General features: G+C 54.4%; 14 protein-coding genes and 1 pseudogene. 8 read left to right on the forward strand and 7 right to left on the reverse strand.

All coding sequences use genetic code 11. The annotated features are described in order from the left end of the window. The first annotated feature begins 65 nt into the window (after positions 1 to 65). The 3 genes from C2H86_RS26075 to C2H86_RS28465 all read left to right on the forward strand — a co-directional run bounded on the left by C2H86_RS26075 (position 66) and on the right by C2H86_RS28465 (position 1,432). A complete protein-coding gene (locus C2H86_RS26075; protein ID WP_159410534.1) occupies positions 66 to 359 on the forward strand; it encodes a DUF6555 family protein in 294 nt (97 codons plus the stop codon). A 37-nt stretch (positions 360 to 396) separates the two neighbouring features. Beyond that, positions 397 to 555 carry a hypothetical protein gene (locus C2H86_RS28265; protein ID WP_205524573.1) on the forward strand — a complete coding sequence of 53 codons (159 nt, stop codon included), beginning with the start codon at positions 397 to 399 and terminating at the stop codon, positions 553 to 555. A gap of 586 nt (positions 556 to 1,141) precedes the next feature. Next, the gene (locus C2H86_RS28465) at positions 1,142 to 1,432 is read left to right on the forward strand and encodes a hypothetical protein (RefSeq protein WP_240349645.1); all 291 of its coding nucleotides are present in this window, start codon (positions 1,142 to 1,144) and stop codon (positions 1,430 to 1,432) included. Between the two features lie 30 nt (positions 1,433 to 1,462). On the opposite strand, the gene C2H86_RS26080 is transcribed toward C2H86_RS28465, so the two are convergent. After that, the gene (locus C2H86_RS26080; RefSeq protein WP_159410535.1) at positions 1,463 to 1,690 is read right to left on the reverse strand and encodes a hypothetical protein; all 228 of its coding nucleotides are present in this window, start codon (positions 1,688 to 1,690) and stop codon (positions 1,463 to 1,465) included. 91 nt (positions 1,691 to 1,781) lie between these two features. Then, positions 1,782 to 2,708 (reverse strand): bestrophin family protein, encoded by a 927-nt coding sequence (locus C2H86_RS26085; RefSeq protein WP_159410536.1) that lies wholly within the window; start codon positions 2,706 to 2,708, stop codon positions 1,782 to 1,784. 229 nt (positions 2,709 to 2,937) lie between these two features. Here C2H86_RS26085 and C2H86_RS26090 point away from each other — a divergent pair, with 229 nt between their 5' ends. Then, a complete protein-coding gene (locus C2H86_RS26090) occupies positions 2,938 to 3,372 on the forward strand; it encodes a hypothetical protein (RefSeq protein ID WP_159410537.1) in 435 nt (144 codons plus the stop codon). A 54-nt stretch (positions 3,373 to 3,426) separates the two neighbouring features. Next, positions 3,427 to 3,552, forward strand: a pseudogene (locus C2H86_RS26095) (IS3 family transposase); the annotation flags it as partial. A gap of 208 nt (positions 3,553 to 3,760) precedes the next feature. On the opposite strand, the gene C2H86_RS26100 reads toward C2H86_RS26095, so the two are convergent. The 4 genes from C2H86_RS26100 to C2H86_RS26115 form a co-directional block, all read right to left on the reverse strand. Then, on the reverse strand, positions 3,761 to 5,041 hold the full coding sequence (locus C2H86_RS26100) for an OprD family porin (RefSeq protein WP_159410538.1): 1,281 nt from the start codon (positions 5,039 to 5,041) through the stop codon (positions 3,761 to 3,763). A gap of 105 nt (positions 5,042 to 5,146) precedes the next feature. Beyond that, positions 5,147 to 6,463: an MFS transporter gene (locus C2H86_RS26105; RefSeq protein WP_159410539.1), complete on the reverse strand. Its 1,317-nt coding sequence runs from the start codon at positions 6,461 to 6,463 to the stop codon at positions 5,147 to 5,149. A gap of 109 nt (positions 6,464 to 6,572) precedes the next feature. Next, positions 6,573 to 7,067, reverse strand: coding sequence for a ribonuclease (locus C2H86_RS26110; RefSeq protein WP_159410540.1), 495 nt, complete (start codon positions 7,065 to 7,067; stop codon positions 6,573 to 6,575). Then, positions 7,064 to 9,028, reverse strand: coding sequence for an aconitase family protein (locus C2H86_RS26115; RefSeq protein WP_159410541.1), 1,965 nt, complete (start codon positions 9,026 to 9,028; stop codon positions 7,064 to 7,066). The genes C2H86_RS26110 and C2H86_RS26115 overlap by 4 nt, the downstream gene beginning before the upstream one ends. A gap of 94 nt (positions 9,029 to 9,122) precedes the next feature. Between C2H86_RS26115 and C2H86_RS26120 the strand changes: the two genes are divergently transcribed. Beyond that, on the forward strand, positions 9,123 to 10,028 hold the full coding sequence (locus C2H86_RS26120; protein WP_159410542.1) for a LysR substrate-binding domain-containing protein: 906 nt from the start codon (positions 9,123 to 9,125) through the stop codon (positions 10,026 to 10,028). Between the two features lie 32 nt (positions 10,029 to 10,060). On the opposite strand, the gene C2H86_RS26125 is transcribed toward C2H86_RS26120, so the two are convergent. After that, positions 10,061 to 10,975 carry a LysR substrate-binding domain-containing protein gene (locus C2H86_RS26125; RefSeq protein ID WP_159410543.1) on the reverse strand — a complete coding sequence of 305 codons (915 nt, stop codon included), beginning with the start codon at positions 10,973 to 10,975 and terminating at the stop codon, positions 10,061 to 10,063. Positions 10,976 to 11,255: 280 nt separating this feature from the next. Here C2H86_RS26125 and C2H86_RS26130 point away from each other — a divergent pair, with 280 nt between their 5' ends. Then, positions 11,256 to 14,798, forward strand: a complete 3,543-nt coding sequence (locus C2H86_RS26130; RefSeq protein WP_159410544.1) for an indolepyruvate ferredoxin oxidoreductase family protein — start codon at positions 11,256 to 11,258, stop codon at positions 14,796 to 14,798. Between the two features lie 81 nt (positions 14,799 to 14,879). Beyond that, entirely contained in the window at positions 14,880 to 16,061 is a 1,182-nt protein-coding gene (locus tag C2H86_RS26135) for an isovaleryl-CoA dehydrogenase (RefSeq protein ID WP_159413002.1), read from the forward strand. Positions 16,062 to 16,082: the final 21 nt, after the last annotated feature.

Genomic DNA, 16,082 nt, shown 5'->3' on the forward strand with positions numbered 1-16,082 from the left:
CTTTTCAATTGAATTTTTGGCGGCCATTCACTCTCACTACCAAAGAGGTAAAGGGAGAGGCTCACATGGCAGGACAGCAACTGCACGTTATCGATTACACGCTTCATGGCGAGGGCCGAACGTTCATCATTCGGTTGGAGAAAATGGATGCGGCCTTAGCCTGGCATTGGGCCAGTTGCGATGCCGGCGTTGGCATCATCCCAAGATTCAGTCAGCATAAAATCAAGCTGGTCAGTCGACCTATGGCCGAGCGCTACGGCATCACCAGTGTGAAGTGGCGCCTGGCAGGCGATGGCCCCGAGTTCGTACCGCAACCTATTGATGTCGGCAAGTTCTCGGGCACTGCGGAAGGTGCATGACGATCTGGTGCCGGCCATTTACATAGGAGGTTGTGAAATGCAGCCAAAAACTGAAGGATCCGAAGAGAAGGGGCCAAGCGACGTACCCTTCATCAACGATCCGGAAAAGCCTACGTTGCCACCTTTGAATGACGCTGACGCCACGGATGCAGCCGAGGCGGAGGAAGATATCGAGGATGACGGCCAGTCGATCTAGCATGGGCTCTCGAGAGGTGGGGGCGGGTCGGCGCAGGTGCTGAGAAAAGTTTGAGGATGCCATGCCAAATCAAAACAAGGATCAAGCCGAACAGCTGGTGGCTGAGGTGCTCGCTGCGGCCTGTCTGGCCATCGAGAAGGATGCAGGCTCAGCGAAGGATCGCAGTGTCATCCGACATTTACTGCGTTGCGCCTTCGAAGCACTCCGTTCTCGGCATATATCAGTGCACAGTCAGGTGGGAGTCCTGGAGTTCCAGCTTCCGAGCGAGGGGGCTGCTATCGCGGTTCCGGGGACTGGCCGGAGAATTGTGATGAGGAAGCGTGGACGGCTGGATCGGGCCCGGCTCCAATCTCATGTTGCACTCATGACCATGGGCCGTTGGTGCAAGTCGGCGCTAAGAAGCAATTTCGTGAGGGCCTTTAAAATGCTGGGCCATCCTGAATTTTGCTGATGTTTCTGGAATGCCTGCCACGTCACATCCCGTCACAGTAAGTGTCCAGAATCCGCTGGGCGGGACGGGCTGTTCCACTTCGCTGCGCTAAGGTTCACAGACCCATAGATAAGACTAAAGTCGTAGGAGGGCGGCATGCGGATTCGGCGTGATGTTTTTTGGGGTTGGGCAGATCCAGTGCTTTATCATCGGACTCATGACGAGACGCTGGACGACGGCACCACGATGGATATCCAGGTGCGCCTTTCGCGTACAGGTGACACGCAGATGTTCATAGGCGTGTACGCAGGTACCGGCATGGCACCTCACGAAGAAGCATTTGACACACGCCCAGGAGAGTCGATGACCCGTGCTTTGGTCTGGGGGGTAGAGCGCGCAAGGTGCCTCGCTACGCAGGGCCATCAGCTGAATCAACGGATTGCTTGAGCAATCTGGCAATAGCCGTGGATGATGTAGTCAGCGATCCACGGCTTGATTACTCCAGGCGGCATAAGCTGCTTTGAGAGTTTGAGGCAGGTGAGGCAAATCGGGTTTCGATTCGCCCGCCTTCGCCACCCATTCGCTCAGCCATGCGATGACTAGGGTGCGAGTGACAGGGCTGGGCCCTACCTGGCGCTCCAGTTCGGCAGCAACCTGATCTAGAAAAGCGATCTCAGCGTCCAGTCGGTCTATCTGATCAGCCATAGTATCGTCCTCTTCTCGCTAAGTGGCTAGTCGCAGCCTCCGGATACTACCTTGAGCGGGCTTGTATCTAACAAGCCGACCAGGCCGTGCGTTATGAAGTATAGGAATGGCGTTCGATTGCAAGGCATGGCGTCAGTGACAAGGCACCACGCTCCGGTGAGTTGAACATCGACTGAAGATTCTTCTCGATGTTTCGGCAGAGCTCATCGGTACGAATGCTGTGCTGGCTATGCCCGAATGGTGCTTGCAGGTCTGTGCCGATCCGCTCCATGGCCAGCAGCATGCAACCTACCACCGTGGAGACGACCGGTGTGAACCAGCCTAAAGAGGGCACCAGGCTGAGCGGCATGATCATGCAAAAGAGGGTGCTGAAAATCCTGGGGAAGTAGGTGTATGGGTAGGGAAGCGGTGTATTGGCAATCCGTTCCATTCCGCCTTGCCAGTTTGAAATATCGACCAATGTGGACTCGAGGCGTGCAAGACGAATGCTGTCGAGGCGGCCTTCCTGAAACTCTTTGGCGATGATCTCTGCGGAGCAGCTGAGGATGTCGTTTGGCAAATTGCTTGCTGTGGTCAGCAGCTGCAGGTCGTGGTTTGACAGCAGCGGAGTTAATGAAGAGATGTCCCGTTTCCCTTGCAGATGCATTCGCAAGGCCTGGAGGTATGCCAAGTGACGCTGAATGAGTCGAGCCTTCACCGGATTGGCGTGCTGGTCATCGTCGATCAGCGTTAGCACCTGGCGGCCATAGCTTCTCGAGCTGTTGACCATCGAACCCCACAAAGTACGTGCTTCCCACCAGCGGTTGTAAGCGCTGGAGTTACGAAAACTGATCAGCACCACCAGCGCTGAACACAGTAGTGTCAGGGGCATCAACGGCAGCTCAAACCCGTAGCCCGCCACGAGCATCGCATCCAGCGTGACGGCGACGTCCCACAGCAATAGCCAGAACAGCGCCCATCCGACATACGTGATTGTCCGAGCCAGGCATTTCCATTTCTTCGCCAGTGAAGCTTCCATGTCGCATCTCTCCTCATCACCTGGGCGCGGGGCCTGATTGCCTGATTGAAGAGACTACGGCGTGATCCTTAACAGGAACTTAATGCCTGACCGTATCCATTATGGGAGGCGAGCACGTATGGTCAGATCGAGAGCCGCAGTACAGCGCAGGAAGCTCGGCTGAGTTTTCTCAAGGCTTCCCTGACGATGGTCTGGCACTCTAGGGAACACGAGCTGATGGAGCGCAAGAATGAGCACTTTGAAAACACGAAACCCAGTTATCAGTGCATTGATATTCCCGCTCGCACCTATTGCGGTGATTTATCTGAGCCATATGCTGTGTCGAGAGATCTGGTTGGCGAGCTACTACGTGCCCGGTGAGGACGGCGGGGAAGCTGAACCCGCAATGGCGCTCATCGGTGTTCCGTTTCTGCTGCTCGTAGGATCATTGCTGCTGGGCAGCCTAACCTGGCTAAACAACAGGGGCTCACCGCGCTGGCTGACTGCAATGGTGCGTGTGCCGCTTGCAAGCTTCGCGCTGCTGCTATGGCTGATTGCGACCATTTTCTTTATGGGGCAAGCGGAAGCCGTGTTCAGCCATTGGCAGGTTGCGTCCGCTTGGCTGGCCTGGCTTGGAAGTGCGGGGATGTTTGTACTGCAGCAGTGGGATCGATTGTGCAGGTGATCGTTTAAAGATGATGAGCCAGAGCAGGCAGAGGGTCTGCGTTCGCAAACGGGCTACAATCTGATCAGCAGCATGAGCCGTCGAGGAAACTGCCACGCCAATGCCATAGCCGAGAGCTTTTTCCAGCTTTTGAAGCGGGAACGAGACCGACGAAAGACCTACGAAACACGTGACGAGGCCTGATGCTACAATCGACAATTGATGCGACTAGCTGCAACCCCTTGATTTCGATGCATTATTCCATTTTCAGGAAAAATCAATGCGACTTTTAGCGACAAAGTCGCATCGTTATTTCAGGCTAAAAAAAGAAAGGCGCAACGATATTTAGCCGTAGATTTAGGATGGTCGCAACGTTCTTCTAACATAGCGCTGTCCAGATTTCGCAGCATCAGAACTTGATGAGATAGCTCAGAATCAGCCGGTTTTCATCTGCACTATCTGTGTAACTGGATCGGTAAGTCGCGTTTCGCCAGCGGATTGAGAAGTCTTTCAGGGGGCCAGATTGCACAACGTAAGTAATATCTGTCGAGCGCTCCCATTCTGTGCCGTCTTCGTTTAGACCACGTAGGGTGGCAGCCTTTCTACCTGATATCTGCTCTGGGTCGATTTGGTCACCCCGTACGTAACGTGCCGTGAAGCTAAGCCCAGGAATGCCAAAACCCGCGAAGTCCAGATCGTATCGAGCATGCCAAGCACGTTCATTTTCCATACCAAACGTGCTTACGAGCATTTCGCTGAAAAGGTAGGTATCACTGCCGGCTAAGTAAGCATACGCCGAATCGCCACGGCTCTTCTGGTATCCGCCACTGATCGTGTGAGCACCGAACTTGTACCCAAAGTTTGTACTGAGCGTCCTGTTATCCACGTCGCCCGCCAAGGATTTTCCATCACTGTCAGCGTCGAAGTAGCGAAGCTCAGCAAACGCCTTGCCATTACCAACGGGTAAGCTGTATTGAAGACCCAGGTAATTTCGCCGGTAGATGTCCTCTAGCTGTGCGTGGTGTGCGCTGAGGAGCCAGGTCGAAGCGATTTTATAATCAAGTCCCACATAATTCATTCCACTACTGCTGGCACCTCCAGAGAAAGCGCCCGACATGGGGGTGATCGTCATATCCTCAAAATTGGAGGAGTCTCTGGCTTTGACCTTTTCGATCCGCCCCAGAGTGGCTGTCAGATTGGTAATGTCATTTGAGGTCAACAGCGCGCCATTGAACACTTGGGGGACAAGCCGGCTGTAATTCGCAGCCATGAGTGGCAACGTGGGGGTAAGTCCACCGACCTTTAGTTCTGTCGCGGAATATTTAATTTTCGCCGTAGGTGCAAGAGTGGAGAAGTCGTCCGCAGCTCTTCCATCACCATGTTTGGGCAACAGGCCAGTGCCGGTTCGATCTGGACTAGAATCAAGTCTGATGCCAAGCATCGCGATGGCATCTAGACCAAAACCCACCATGCCATCAGTGTAACCGCTCTGAGCACGAAGAATGAATCCTTGCGCCCACTCTTCCCGCTTGGATTGAGCAGAGGTGTCACTACGAAAATCCCTACTGAAATAGAAGTTTCTCGCTTCCAGTGTTGCTTTACTGTCACTTAGGAAATCCGCTTGCGCAAGGCATGGAATAGAAAGCCCCAGCAACGGGAGATAGGTCGCGGGAGAGAGTTTTTTTGTCATTGTTATCCCCAATTACACGTACAGCACTGCTCACCACGCAGCGATCAAGTGCGTGCCGAGCAAGCCATTAGGTTGGAATGAGGTGCCCTGAACGGGCACCAGGCATCAAGCGATCTTACGATCGTTGGGAATACCCCAAAGGATCACTGCAACACAGATCAGGCAGAACGGAGCCAGCGCTAACATACCCATGTAGGTATTACCTGTGAGATCATTTATGTAACCGACCAGTAGCGGTGCAACCATGCCGCTGAGCTGGCCAACGGTATTGATTGCTGCAATGCCGCCAGCAATTGCCAAACCTGCGAATGCTGTCTGCGGAATAGTCCAGAAGATCGGAATGGCAATAAATACTCCAGCGGTAGCCAGCACCAGGAACGCTGTCAGGAGATAATAATTGCTGTTGAAATAGCAGGCCGCGAAATACCCGATACCCCCTACCAGCATACATTGCCAAAGGTAGCGTTTGCGCTCGCCGGTCGCGTCTGAGCGGCGGGTTACGAAAATCATTCCGATGGCTGCGACGAGGTATGGCAGAGCCGTAAGAAATCCAACGGTCATCTGATTTTTGACTCCAGAAGAGCCTATCAGGTGTGGCATCCAGAAATTCAGCCCATAACCAGTCAGCTTCACCATGAAGTAAATCGCCGACAGTACTGCCACCTCGCGAGTGAGGATGACTTTCAACAATGAAGCATGGATTGGTTTCGAGTCTTTTCTGTCATTATCCAGATTGTGCTGCAGTAGATCCTTTTCCTTCTGGGTAAGCCATTTCGCCGACTGGATATCACGATCGAGCTTGAACAGCACAATGACGCCAAGCAGGGCACATGGAAGACCCGAAAGGACGAAGAGCCAATGCCATCCAGCCAACCCTAAGAAGCCGTTCATGTACTCAAGAATTACCCCAGACACCGGCGCTCCCAACACACCCGAGAGTGGAATGGACAGGAACCAAATACCGTTCATGCTGGCCAAGTTCTTTTTCGGGAACCAGCATGCGAGGTAGAACAGCAACGCTGGGCCAAAGCCAGCTTCCATGACCCCGATTAGAAACCGCAAGAAATATAGGGTGTACTCGTTATAGGCAAACACCAAGCATGCCGTAGCGATGCCCCAGCTCACCATGATTCGGCAGATCCAGCTTGGCGCTCCGTATTTCTTAAGTCCGTAGCTGCTTGGTACCTCAAACATTACATAGCCAAAAAAGAAAATACTGGCAGCAAAGCCATAGGCGGCATCGCTCAGTCCCAGTTCAGCTTGCATCTGGGTCTTGGCGAAACTGATGTTAATGCGGTCGAAATACGAGAAAAGGAAGCAGACAATGGTCAGTGGCAGGATTCGCCAGGCGATACGACGGTAGAGCAACAGCTCTTGCACATCTGAAGCAACGTGCGTTGCCTCTTGGGTCAAGGTAGCCATACTCGTTCTCCATATTTGTATTTGTCGGAGAGATGAATTGGCTGATGGAGGCCCATCAGCCGCTAATCACGTTCCAAGCTTGCGCATGACTTTGGTAGTAGCCGCAAGCTCAGTTCGTCTTGAGTTGAACCCGACTCAGCAAAACTCCATCCGAGTCGGCATAGAGCCAGTCTCCAGGAGAGAGTCGCGCGCCGCCAATTTCAAGTATGACGTCGCTCATGCCACCGGGCTCATTTTTTGACCGTGCGGGCCATGAGCCTAAAGCAAGTACAGGCAGATCTATCGCAGATAAAGATCTGCTATCACGCACGTTACCGTTGATAAGAAAACCAGCCCAACCGTTGAGCAGCGCCTTCATCGATAGGTTTTCACCCAATAGCGCACCAGGATCGTCCCCGGCCTCGATCACTAGGATCCGGCCAAGGCCTGGCTGGTCTAGCTGCTCACGCAGCTCTGTGTTGCAGCCGTGCGCCTGAAGCGTGACGATTGGGCCGCGCATGGATGCCGCCTTGCCGAACCAGCGCCAGGTGCCCTGAAGAATGTGAAGATCGCCTGTGGCAATCATGTCTGAATGGGTATCGCACAAATCAGCTGTAGTGATCATGCTGGCGATACTTCAGCAGCGATGGATTTTTGCAAGGCTTCGAAACTGCCAAGCTTTCCAAGCAGCGCACTTGCTACCACCGTGTATGGGCTAGCAAGCCAGACTTGCCCAGGGCCAGATCGACCTGGAAAGTTACGGTTGATCGCGCTAACTGTCACCTGATCCGGTCGTGTTGACGACCCTGGGCCACAGTTTGCGCAGGCGCCGCAGCCGGGCATGATCAGTTCGACACCAGCCCTTTCAAAGGTATCGAGATAGCCTTTTTGTTGGCAGTAGTCGCGGACGGCGAGGGTGCCGAACTGCAGGAAGAGCTTGGTGTGCTCTGGAATGCCGAGCCCGTGATCGAGGCCCCAGGCTAACACTTCGTGGTAATAGTCAAAGTCCTCGCGTTTACCTGCGGTGCAAGAACCACCATACGCGATATCGATTGACACCTCTTCAGCAAGCTCGTCCAATGAAATGCCATTGCCTGGATCACCAGGAGCCGCCACCATCGTGGAGAGCGCACGACAGTCGATTTTGATGTGTTCTTTGTATTCAGCATCGGGATCGCTGAATAGCCAATCTTCGAGTTCGATCTTCACGCCACGGCGCTCGTGGATGAAGTCCACCGCTTTTTGGTCGGGGATCACGATACCGGTAAAGCCGCCTAGCTCGGCAACCATGTTGGTGAGTGTCGCCCGTTCATCGATAGACAGCGCAGCCACGGCTTCGCCTGAATACTCAAAGACCGCCCCAATGGCTTGACCCTGGCGGATAGGCTCGCTGCGTAACAATTCAAGGACGATGTCTTTGGCTGTCACCCCGGCCCGTAGCTGGCCCGTGAGCTCGACCTTGATGACCTCAGGCATACGGCAACGAATGAAGCCGGTAGCCCAGCTATTGGCAATGTCCGTAGCCCCAGCGCCAAAGGCCAGACAGCCCAATGCGCCAGAGTGAGGGGTATGTGAGTCGGTACCAACTACCACTTGACCAGGTAGTGCGTACTTTTCGGTCAGGAGGGCATGGCAGATGCCTTCAGATCCACTTTGACCTGCCAGAGCACCGTGTGCCCGCACCGGATACCGGCGTACGAACTCGTCATGAGCAGATGCCAGGCCGCCGACTGCACCGAGCAAATTGTCGCGAACATGTGGGAAGCTCTGGTTTGCCAAGATCAGGTGATCCTGGAATGCAATTATTTCACTCGGTCGGGCAAGCTCGATCTCATGGCCGAATGCGCCATGCATAAGGTGAGCACACATACCCGTGAAGTAGTCATGACTGAAACGCCAATCAGCGGAGAGAAACACTCCGTCGCCACGGGAGAGATCACCTTCCGGTGCAACACGGCGACGCTCAATGATCTTCTCAACCAGAGTCATGGGGCGACGGTTTGGAACAGAAGGATTAAAGACTTTTTCAGAGCGGCGGGGCAGATTCGCCTTGCTGTAGGGCAGTAAACCGCCAGCGCGGATCACCTCTTTGGTGACCTCGTCGCGACCAACCAAAAACTCCTCCAGATCAATCTCCTCACCTGCGCGAATGCGATCAATCAGTGAGAAATCGGTTGAGGTATAAATTCCTATGTTGTCGCAGTTCTGGCGATAGATTCGCTCGAAGCTTTCGGCGATGATCAATCGAATGCCGGCAGACTTTTCCGCCAGCGGGCTGGATTCACGGGACGAGCCTTTACCGTAGCGCTTTCCTGCGACGGTGATCTCAAAACCGCCGTTTTTGACCATGTCGTTACCGATCGGCAGCTTGCCGTCGGTTTTGAACCCGACGTAAGGGTAGGTGCCCAACCGCTCGTCATAGGTCATCATGATGACGACGGGGGTAATCTCATCAGTGGAAATGTTGTCCCTAAGCGGCAGCGTTTGCTGCAGGCTGAGATCAGCCCCTTCGATCTGGCGTTGCACTGCATCGCTGTCACAAGATAAAAATAGAAAGCGCCCAGCAAAGCGGATTTTTTTTGTCATGATTATCTCCTCAACGATGAACATGATGAAAGCTATGCGACTAGCTTGCCGCGATAATTCTTCTTGCCTGCCACGATAAAATTTCTGGTTACCTATGCAAACCACCTGGCGCTACGACCCGACCACGCTTCGACTGTTTATCGCGACCTGCGAGGAGGGCAGCTTCGCCAAGGCAGCCGAACGCGAGTGTATGGGGGCTTCGGCTGTCAGCAAACGCATAGCGGAATTGGAAGAGGCCGTAGGTTCTCCGCTGTTGTACCGGTTCAACAAAGGTGTTCAGCCAACGCCTGCCGGCCAGTGTCTGCTTGAGCACGCGCAGCGATTGCTCAACGAAATGCTCAAAATGAGCGCGGATTTATCCCAGTTCACGAGCGGCGAAAAGGGACATGTAAGAATCCACGCAAACCGCTCCAGCATCATTCAGTTCCTGCCACATGACCTGAACAGTTTCCTCACCGCCCATCCCCATGTCGATGTCGAGTTGGAGGAGCGCACCAGCGAACAGGTGATTGAGAACATATTGGGAAATCAGTGTGATATTGGCATAGGAGCAGGGCTGGAGTCGGCGAGCCTGGTAGGTCTTGCTGTCCAAAATTATCACATTGATCACTTGGCGCTGGTGGTAAGAGACGACCACCCATTGGCGGGCTGCGATAGCCTGAATTTTGCGGAAAGCCTCGTGTACCGACACATTGCGCTGCATCGCGACAGCCCTCTCTATCAGACTCTGGATAAGGCGGCCCGCGCGGCTCAGAGGCCTATCAATTATGGCGTACATCTACAGAGTTTTGATGCGGTGTGCCGCATGATCCAAAGTGGACTAGGTATCGCCGTTCTCCCTGATCGAGCGATTAGTGAATCATCCGAAGACTCGCCGCTCGTTAAAATTCCGCTCACTGATGGTTGGGCCAACCGTCAGTTCCATGTGGTGAGCCAGCCACGAGATAAACGCAGTGCAACCACGCAGAGCTTTTTGGACTTTGTGCAATCGGTTGCTTAGGGGGACGCTCAGTAACTCAATGATGCGTCCACTTAGCTAAGATCATTGGCTGAGATGATGAATTGCTGGAACGCTTTAGCGACTTGGCTCAATCCTGTTGTTGTGTGCCAAATCAGCCCAAGTTCCATAGGTGGTATGACATCTGTAATCGGGCGGGCCTCAATTTTTCGCCCTTCAAGTGACCATGGTCGGTAGAGCATGTCTGAGAGAATGGTGACTCCGAAGCCGTAGGCTACCAGGCCTCGGAGTGCCTCCATGGATGAAGTGCGAAATGCAATTCGCGGCTTCAGGTTGGCGGATCGCCAGTAACGCATTGCGGAGCTTTCCCCTTCATCAACCGTCGCCAAGATGTAGGCGTGCTCAGCTATCTCCGCCAGGGAGATTGCCTCTACATTCATCAGCGGATGTTCAGTCGCCAGCCACAATTGGCGCCTGGAGCGCATCAGCACATGCCGTTCGAACGGTTGATTGATGTCGGCGTTGGAAACGATGGTCAAGCCCAAGTCAAGAGACGCGTCTGAAATCCCTTGCTCGATGGCTATTCGATCCATGTCCACAAGATCAATTTCGACTTGTGGGTAGCTGCGTTTGAATCGAGCCAGCAAGGTGGGCAGATAGTAACCAAGCACTGTGTAGGACGCACCAATCCGGACGGTGCCGCTAAGGGAGTGGCTGAGAAATGACGGTTGAGCTACTGCATCTTGCAACGTGTCGAGAATGTGTCGAGCGTGCTGCCGAAACTTGTGACCCTCGGCAGTTAGCCTGACGCCGTGAGGCTGACGCTCGAAGAGTTGCACAGCCAGAATCGTTTCCAGCTGACTGACGGCGGTAGTGATCGCGGACTGGGAAACGTGAACCTTGATCGCCGCTTGTGAAAATTGGCCATGCTCCGCTGCTGCAAGGAAATAGCGCAGCTGACGCATGGTGATGTCGACTCGACTGGACATTAGCTTTTCCGATACCACCTCGTTCTTCTTGTCTTTTCACAATATCGCATCGGATGTGAGGACTCCAATCGAATCGCGGTCTTCGCGTAAAACAGTGCAGCCGGCGCTTAACAGCAGCCAGTCGCAACCGCCGAGGCCGGGGCAGTGATATCTGATTTACCAATACCTGATCTCATTTTTTAGAAATATCCGATGCCATTCGGGCTGAATACTCTGTCATCAACGTGGCTTGCCGCCTTTGGGTTCGCCATCACAAGAATAAAATAAGAGGATTAGCCCAATGAGCCAGACGCTTCCGTCGCTGGATGACAAATACGTCCAGGAGTCGGGTCGAGTTTTGATGACCGGTGTACAGGCGCTGGTGAGACTGCCGCTGATGCAGCGCAAGCGAGACCTTGCAGCTGGTCTCAATACTGCTGGCTTTATCTCTGGTTACCGTGGTTCACCCCTAGGCACTTACGACCAGACGCTGTGGAAGGCCAAGGATCATCTCAAGCTTCACCACATCAAATTCCAGCCTGGCCTGAACGAAGATCTTGCAGCTACCTCCATCTGGGGTACGCAGCAGGTCAACCTGTTCGAAGGTGCGCAATACGACGGTGTCTTCGGCATTTGGTATGGGAAGGGCCCCGGCGTAGATCGGTGCGGCGATGTTTTTCGTCATGCGAACGCCGCAGGCACCTCGCAGTTTGGTGGTGTGCTTGCAATCGCAGGTGATGACCACGGTGCTAAATCCTCATCTCTGCCCCATCAGACCGAGCATATTTTCAAGGCCGTGATGATGCCTGTTCTGGCACCGTCCGGCGTTCAGGAATACCTCGATTTCGGCATTCATGGGTTTGCCTTGTCCCGATTTAGCGGTTGCTGGGTTGCCCTGAAGGCGGTGGCTGATACCGTTGAAAGTGGGGCGATCGTCGATGTCAGCCACGACCGCGTGCAGACGATCCTGCCGGAGTTTCCGCTACCACCGGGTGGCCTGAACATACGCTGGCCTGATCCACCTTTGGCACAGGAAAAACGGCTGTTCGAGCACAAACTCTATGCTGCGGTGGCTTATGCGAGAAAGAATGGGCTGGATAAGCTGACCCTGAATTCGCCCAAGGCGAAAATCGGCATCATCACATCCGGCAAGTCGTATCTGGACGTTTGCCAGGCACTCAAACTGCTCGGAATCAATGAAGCGCGCGCCCAGGAGATGGGACTGCGCGTCTACAAGGTCGGTCTGGTATGGCCGCTGGATGCCGAAGGGGTACGCCAGTTCGCAGAGGGGCTTGAAGAGATCATTGTGGTCGAGGAAAAGCGCCACCTGATCGAGTACCAGCTAAAGGAGGAATTGTACAACTGGCGCGAAGATGTCCGTCCACGCATCGTCGGCAAATTTGCAGACAAAGGTGAATGGACGCTGCCTCATTCGGATTGGTTGCTGCCCGCCATCGGCGAGCTCACCCCTGCGATGATCGCGCGTGCCATTGCTACACGCATTCTGGGACACGTCGAAAGTGCTGAGCTCAAGATCTGCTTGGCCGTTCTGGAGGGACAAGCTGCCGCCAAGGCGGAAATTTCCACTTTGCTTGAGCGCGTTCCTCACTTCTGCTCAGGGTGCCCGCATAACACCTCGACCAAGGTGCCGGAGAACAGTCGTGCTCTGGCGGGCATCGGTTGCCACTACATGGCGAAGTGGATCTATCCACAGACCGCAACCTTCAGCCAGATGGGCGGAGAGGGTGTTGCCTGGATCGGCCAAGCGCCGTTCACAAAGACCCCGCATGTGTTCGCCAACCTGGGGGATGGCACTTACTTCCACTCGGGCATTCTGGCGATCCGCGCCTCAGTTGCAGCGAAAATCGCCATCACCTATAAGATTCTCTACAACGATGCCGTGGCCATGACCGGGGGGCAACCTGTCGATGGCACGCTCACGGTCTCGCAGATCAGCCAACAGCTGGTTGCTGAAGGTGTCACCCGCGTTGTCGTGGTGACTGACGATGCGTCGCGATACGAGCAGATCACCGACCTGGCACCAGGGGTTCCTGTCCACCGTCGTGACCAGATGGATGCCATCCAGCGTGAGCTGCGTGAGTTCGCAGGGGTGTCTGCCATCATCTATGACCAGACCTGTGCGGCTGAAAAACGGCGACGTCGCAAGCGCGGGAAATTCCCTGACCCAGCTCGTCGTGTGGTCATCAACGAAGCAGTCTGTGAAGGTTGCGGCGACTGCAGCAGCAAATCCAACTGCATGTCTGTCGTCAACGTGGAGACCGAATTTGGCAACAAGCGAGAGATTGATCAGTCTTCCTGCAACAAAGACTTCACCTGCCTAAACGGCTTTTGCCCAAGCTTCGTGACTGTAGAAGGGGGCAAGCTCAAGAAGCCCGCCGCTTTGAAGGACTCCACCCAGGATGTGTGGATGCTGCCTGAGCCTCAGGTCAAGCCCGTTGCAGAGCCCTATGACATCCTTGTCACCGGTGTAGGCGGTACCGGTGTAGTTACTATCGGTGCACTGCTGGGCATGGCGGCATTCATTGAGGGCAAAGGTACTCTCAACCTCGACATGGCCGGGATGGCACAGAAAGGAGGTGCAGTGTGGTCGCACATTCGCATCGCGGGTGATCAAGGCGATCTTAATGCGCCGCGTATTGCCGAAGGCGAAGCTAGCCTTCTGCTCGGCTGTGACCTGGTTGTCAGTGCAAATAGCGAAACGTTGCTCAAGGTGCGCCATGGCGTCACTCACGCCTTGGTCAACCTGGAAGAGAGCATCACCAGCGCATTTGTTCGTACGTATGCCGGTCAGGCAGAAACCGGTGATTTGCAACGTCATCCAGAGCCTGACTTCTGTGCTGACCAGCTCAAGGATCAGATCCGTGAGGCAGTGGGGCAGGGCAACACGCAATTCATTGACGGTAGCTATCTCGCCACTGCGCTGATGGGCGACTCGATCGCTACCAATATGTTCATGTTGGGGTACGCCTGCCAAATGGGGTGGCTGCCGGTTGGTTATGAGGCGTTGATGCAGGCCGTAGAGCTCAACGGGACAGCGGTCGCATCGAACAAAGCGGCATTCATGTGGGGTCGTCGCGCTGCTGTTGACTTGGACAAAGTAAAAGACCTAGTTGAGCGCAAGCAGCCGTCTAAAGGTGACTTGACGCTTTCTCAATCGCTCGACGAGATGGTTGAGCGGCGGGTCGCGTTCTTGACCCAGTATCACGATGCCCGCTTCGCTGCTCAGTATTACAAGCGGGTTCTGACATTCAAGGAACTAGAAAAACGTTTGTTCGGTCAGGTTGGAAAACTCACGGAAGCCGTTGCTCGTAACTACTTCAAGGTCTTGGCGATTAAGGATGAGTATGAAGTGGCGCGTCTTTACAGTCGTCCGGAGTTTTTGGAAAAGATCAACTCGCAGTTTGAAGGCGACTTCAAACTTCAATTCCACCTTGCGCCGCCATTGTTTAGCGGTGGGAAGAAATCAGGTTACGGCCCCTGGATGATGCGAGCATTCAAGTTGTTGGCCAGCGTCAAACGAATCCGTAATACCTGGATGGATCCTTTCGCCCGTACGCATGAGCGGAAGGTTGAGGTCAGCTGGTTGCACGATTACGAAGGCATTCTGAGCATGTTGGAATCAGGCTTGTCTGCTCAGAAATACGATCTGGCCGTTCAGTTGGCCGACTTACCTGATGCCGTCAGAGGCTATGGCCCGGTGAAAGACCGGTACTTGGCAAACGCCAAGGCCAGGCAGGGGACTCTTATGACCCAATGGAACGCCCCCGCCTTTTCGGATGCTGCGTCAGCGGCTGAATCGAAAATCGTCGTAAAGCTGATTTAAGAATTCGCTAAGACCTATTAGTGCGTTGGTTAGGGGCTGTTATTACGTCCCTGACGAAACTTCCTGATGAGAGATATGCTGATGAACAACTTGCCTAGCCTTAACTTTTTCTTGGGTGAAGAGATCGAAATGCTGCGGGATTCCGTCGCTGGCTTTGCCGCGAAGGAGATCGCTCCACGGGCGGAAGCGGCTGATCGGGACGATCAATTCCCGATGGATTTGTGGCGCAAGTTTGGTGATATGGGGCTTCTCGGTCTCACGGTTGACGAGCGCTATGGCGGCTCGGGCATGGGTTACCTGGCCCACATGATCGCGATGGAAGAGATCTCGCGAGCAGCCGGGGGTATCGGCCTGTCGTATGGTGCTCATTCGAACCTGTGTGTGAACCAGATCCATCGTAATGGTAACGATGCGCAGAAGGACAAGTTCCTGCCCAAGCTGGTCACTGGGGAACACATTGGCGCTCTAGCGATGAGTGAGCCCAATGCGGGTTCCGACGTTGTCTCGATGAAGTTACGTGCGGACAAGAAAGGCGATCGCTACATCTTGAATGGCACCAAGATGTGGATCACCAACGGCCCGGATTGTGACGTCCTGGTGGTGTACGCGAAAACTGATTTGGCTGCCGGGGCAAAAGGGATGACCGCGTTCATTCTTGAGAAAGGCGCTCCTGGCTTCTCGGTTGCGCAGAAGCTCGACAAGTTGGGCATGCGTGGATCACACACGGGTGAACTGGTGTTCCAGGATGTCGAGGTGCCTGAGGAAAATATCCTTGGTGGTGTCGGCGAAGGAGTCAAAGTGCTCATGAGCGGCCTGGATTATGAGCGTGCTGTACTGAGTGGCGGGCCGTTGGGGTTGATGCAGTCTGCAATGGACGTCGTGGTGCCTTACATTCACGACCGCAAGCAGTTCGGCCAGAGCATCGGCGAGTTCCAGTTGATCCAAGGGAAAGTCGCCGATATGTACACGACCCTGCAGGCATGCCGTGCCTACCTCTACTCGGTGGGCAAACACCTTGATGCCTTGGGTGTGGGTCATGTTCGTCAGGTTCGCAAGGACTGCGCGGGCGTGATCCTCTACGCCGCTGAAAAGGCTACCTGGCTGTGTGGTGAGGCGATTCAGATTCTTGGTGGCAATGGCTACATCAACGAGTTCCCTGTGGGGCGGCTCTGGCGTGATGCGAAACTCTACGAAATTGGCGCCGGCACCAGTGAGATTCGCCGAATGCTGATTGGTCGTGAGCTTTTCAACGAAACCCGTTGAGCATCCTAGTCAGCAGTCATG

Origin of the sequence: Pseudomonas putida (assembly GCF_009883635.2) — a bacterium.
GTDB classification, from domain to species: Bacteria; Pseudomonadota; Gammaproteobacteria; order Pseudomonadales; family Pseudomonadaceae; genus Aquipseudomonas; species Aquipseudomonas putida_W.

Excerpts from the sequence above, each read along its gene's own strand:
- C2H86_RS26110 (WP_159410540.1), bottom strand. The coding sequence starts at position 7,067 with ATGATCACTACAGCTGATTTGTGCGATACCCATTCAGACATGATTGCC.
- C2H86_RS26075 (WP_159410534.1), top strand. The coding sequence starts at position 66 with ATGGCAGGACAGCAACTGCACGTTATCGATTACACGCTTCATGGCGAG.
- C2H86_RS26115 (WP_159410541.1), bottom strand. The coding sequence starts at position 9,028 with ATGACAAAAAAAATCCGCTTTGCTGGGCGCTTTCTATTTTTATCTTGT.
- C2H86_RS26100 (WP_159410538.1), bottom strand. The coding sequence starts at position 5,041 with ATGACAAAAAAACTCTCTCCCGCGACCTATCTCCCGTTGCTGGGGCTT.
- C2H86_RS26085 (WP_159410536.1), bottom strand. The coding sequence starts at position 2,708 with ATGGAAGCTTCACTGGCGAAGAAATGGAAATGCCTGGCTCGGACAATC.
- C2H86_RS26125 (WP_159410543.1), bottom strand. The coding sequence starts at position 10,975 with ATGTCCAGTCGAGTCGACATCACCATGCGTCAGCTGCGCTATTTCCTT.
- C2H86_RS26080 (WP_159410535.1), bottom strand. The coding sequence starts at position 1,690 with ATGGCTGATCAGATAGACCGACTGGACGCTGAGATCGCTTTTCTAGAT.
- C2H86_RS28265 (WP_205524573.1), top strand. The coding sequence starts at position 397 with ATGCAGCCAAAAACTGAAGGATCCGAAGAGAAGGGGCCAAGCGACGTA.
- C2H86_RS26130 (WP_159410544.1), top strand. The coding sequence starts at position 11,256 with ATGAGCCAGACGCTTCCGTCGCTGGATGACAAATACGTCCAGGAGTCG.
- C2H86_RS26135 (WP_159413002.1), top strand. The coding sequence starts at position 14,880 with ATGAACAACTTGCCTAGCCTTAACTTTTTCTTGGGTGAAGAGATCGAA.
- C2H86_RS26120 (WP_159410542.1), top strand. The coding sequence starts at position 9,123 with ATGCAAACCACCTGGCGCTACGACCCGACCACGCTTCGACTGTTTATC.
- C2H86_RS26105 (WP_159410539.1), bottom strand. The coding sequence starts at position 6,463 with ATGGCTACCTTGACCCAAGAGGCAACGCACGTTGCTTCAGATGTGCAA.
- C2H86_RS26090 (WP_159410537.1), top strand. The coding sequence starts at position 2,938 with ATGAGCACTTTGAAAACACGAAACCCAGTTATCAGTGCATTGATATTC.
- C2H86_RS28465 (WP_240349645.1), top strand. The coding sequence starts at position 1,142 with ATGCGGATTCGGCGTGATGTTTTTTGGGGTTGGGCAGATCCAGTGCTT.